Genomic DNA, 3,094 nt, shown 5'->3' with positions numbered 1-3,094 from the left:
CCCGCATTGCTGTTGGCCGGCGGGCCGGGCTCGGCATTGCCGTTGCCGTTGCCGCCCGCGTTGCTGTTGGCCGGCGGGCCGGGCTCGGCATTGCCGTTGCCGTTACCGCCCGCGTTGCTGTTGGCCGGCGGACCGGCCTCGGCGGCGCCGCCCGCATTGCTCTGCGGGGGCGGACCGGCCGACGGCGGTTCGGGCGCGGGGGCCGGCGCAGGCGCAGGCGCAGGGGCCTCGCCGCCGACCGGACCGGGCGCGGGCGCGGTCCTGGCGGGTTCCATGGGAGCCGGCGCCGCGGGCGCGGCTTCGATCGGGGCCGGCGCCGCGGGGGCCGGCGCCTCGATCTCGGCCAGGCGCACCAGGGCGCTGGCGCCCGGCGAGGTCGCCGGGGCGGCGCCGGTTTCGGCTGGCGCGGCGCTCGGGCCGGCCGCCTGCGGCGGCGCGGCCGGCAGCTGGGCGGTGGGAGCGGCTTGCACCAGGCCGTCGGACACCGCCGCATAGTTCAGGGGCTCCACCTTGCCGGCCGCTTCCGGCGCCGCCTGGGCGGTGGGCGTGGTCTTGGCGACCTGGCCCGGCGCGTCGCGCGACACGGTCGCCGTCGCGCCCGCCGCCACGTCGGAGCCGGTCCCGCCGTTCGTCGGACGCACCTCGACCAGGCCCTCGGCCACGTGCACCGTGTCGGCCATCGGGCCGACGTTCACGGTGAAGGTCGTGCCCTTCACGATCGCCGCCAGCAGCGGGGTGTCGACGCGGAAGTGCTTGGCCGGCTGCTTGTCCACCTGGAACAGGATCGAGCCGAGGTCCTGGACGATGCGGGTCATGCCCGGACCGGCCTCGGGCGCCACGGTCATGCGGCTGTTGGCGCCCAGCACGATCTTCTGCGCGCCGTTGGACAGCGAGGCGCGGCCGCCGGCCGCCGTGGTGATGTTCGCGCCCACGGGCACGAGCTGGTTCACCGCCGCGGGTTCCGCGGTCCGGCCGGGCGCGGCGACACGCACCGTTCCGCTGACCTCGACGAGCTTCCAGTCGGCCGCCCAGGCGGCGTTGGCCCCGAGGACCAGCGCCGAGGTGAAGACGGCCGAGACAGCCAGGCGAAGATTGCTCATGATAGACCTGCTTCCTGAGACCAGATACGCGGTCCTGCACGAATACAGGTCACTCTTTGCACGCTCAGGGATAACAGCGCGCTAATGATCACGGTTTTTATTCTTCGTTAGCGGCAAATTAAGCTCAGGTGATCCAAACTCCTACTTAAAGTCTTATTTACTATGGTGTTCAGGTTGGTGTCTTCGAGGGGGTTGCAGTCGGACGACCGGCGGCGCGTCGCCGTGGGCGCGGCGCTGTGCCTGGCCCTGGCCGCCCCGCCGACCGCCGCGCGCTCCCAGGCCGCCGAGCCTGCGGAGCCCGCCCCCGCCGATCCCGCCGCCTGCGTCCCCGCCAGCGACGACTGCTTCGTGCTGATGGCGCTCACCGTGGACGGCGTCACGGCCTATCCGATGAAGGAGATCGCCCCCTTCTACGCCGACTACCTGACGCGCGAGGTCGCCATGTCCGACCTCGTGCGCATCGCCCAGGCGATCACCGACAAGTACCGCGCCGACGGCTACTTCCTGGCCCGCGCCGTCGTCCCGCCCCAGGCCGGGCCGCGCGGCGTCGTCCGCCTCGCCGTTTACGAGGGCTACGTCAGCGAGGTGAAGGTGGAGGGCCCCGCCGCCGGCGCGGTCGACGCCCTGCTCACCGGCGTCATGGACGCCCGCCCGCTGAAGCTCGCCGACCTCGACCGCCGCCTGACGCTGGCCACGGACCGGCCCGGGCTGAAGCTGAAGACCCACCTGGAGCCGGTGATCGACGATCCTGCCCGGCACCGCCTGGTGGTCTTCGCCGACCGCCAGCGCCTCGCGGCCAGCCTCTACGCCGACAACCGCGGCACGGACTCCGCCGGCCCCTGGCAGCTCTACGGCCGCCTCGCCGCCAACTCCGCCCTCGTGGCCGGCGACCAGCTCGCCGCCTCGGTGCTGACCATCCCCGAGGATCCCGAGGAATTCACCCAGGGCGAGGTCTCCTACCTCTATCCGCTGGCCACCGGCGGCTCGCTCGGCGTGCGCGTCTCGGCGGCCCGGGCCCGCGACGCCTCGGCCAACCTGGGCTCCGTGGTCGGCAACGAGAACCGCTTCGCCAGCCTGCGCTGGTCCCACCCGCTGGCCCGGGGCCGCAAGCATGCCGTCTGGGGCGCCCTCGCCTTCGACGCCTCCCGCATCGAGCAGGACTGGGGCGCGGCCGGCGGCTACGAGGACAACCTGCGGGTCCTGCGCGCCTCGGTCTTCGCCACCCGCCAGGACGACGGCCGCTCGCTCACCGGCTTCGCCCAGGTCTCCCGCGGGCTCGACGTCCTGGGCGCCACCGACGCGCCGGGCCGCACCCATTCGCGCTGGGACGCCGACGGCCAGTTCTGGAAGGTCAACCTGCACGGCTCCCACTACCGCGACCTCGGCCCGCGGGCGGGCGTCTATCTCCAGGCCGACGCCCAGTGGTCCCCGGACCCGCTGCTGGCCGGCGAAGAGTTCGCCGCCGGCGCCCTGCCCTACGGCCGGGCCTACAACTACGCCGAGATCGCCGGCGAGAAGGGCGCGGGCGCCCTCGTGGAGCTCCGCTACGGCTGGGACCCCAAGCCCCAGGCGATCAGCTTCTTCCAGCTCTACGGCTTCGCCGACACCGCCAAGGTCTGGCGCAAGGACGCCTTCCCGGGCTTCAAGAGCGCCGCCCTGGCCTCGGCCGGCGGCGGGGTCCGCGTCACCGTCCACCGCCGCGCCACCCTGCGCGTCGAGGCCGCCCGCCCGCTGACCCGCACCCCCTATGTCACCGACGACAAGGACTGGCGCCTGTTCACCAGCCTGAACGCCGCCTTCTAGCCTCTTCGGCCGCCCGTGATCGCCGTCACGCGGCCCCGCCCCCCGACGGACCTAGCCTCGCGCTTGCGCCGATCCGGCGCGCCTCTCTGGAGGACGCGAGATGAATGTCCCCACCCGCCTGGCGGCTGCGGCCGCTCTCGTCATCGGCTCGGCGGGCTCCGGCCCGGCCGCCGCCCAGTTCTTCCCCTACC

General features: G+C 73.9%; 2 protein-coding genes. One reads left to right on the top strand and one right to left on the bottom strand.

Annotated features, from left to right (window positions below):
* Positions 1–1,100: FecR family protein (locus V7Z97_RS18295; RefSeq protein ID WP_334164876.1), on the bottom strand; the 1,100-nt coding region annotated here is incomplete at its 3' end.
* A gap of 192 nt (positions 1,101–1,292) precedes the next feature.
* Between V7Z97_RS18295 and V7Z97_RS18290 the strand changes: the two genes are divergently transcribed.
* Positions 1,293–2,903: a ShlB/FhaC/HecB family hemolysin secretion/activation protein gene (locus tag V7Z97_RS18290; RefSeq protein ID WP_334164875.1), complete on the top strand. Its 1,611-nt coding sequence runs from the start codon at positions 1,293–1,295 to the stop codon at positions 2,901–2,903.
* Positions 2,904–3,094 lie beyond the last annotated feature (191 nt).

It is taken from the genome of Phenylobacterium sp., assembly GCF_036821595.1.
GTDB lineage: Bacteria > Pseudomonadota > Alphaproteobacteria > Caulobacterales > Caulobacteraceae > Phenylobacterium.
This window is presented reverse-complemented; position numbering and strand designations above follow the sequence as displayed.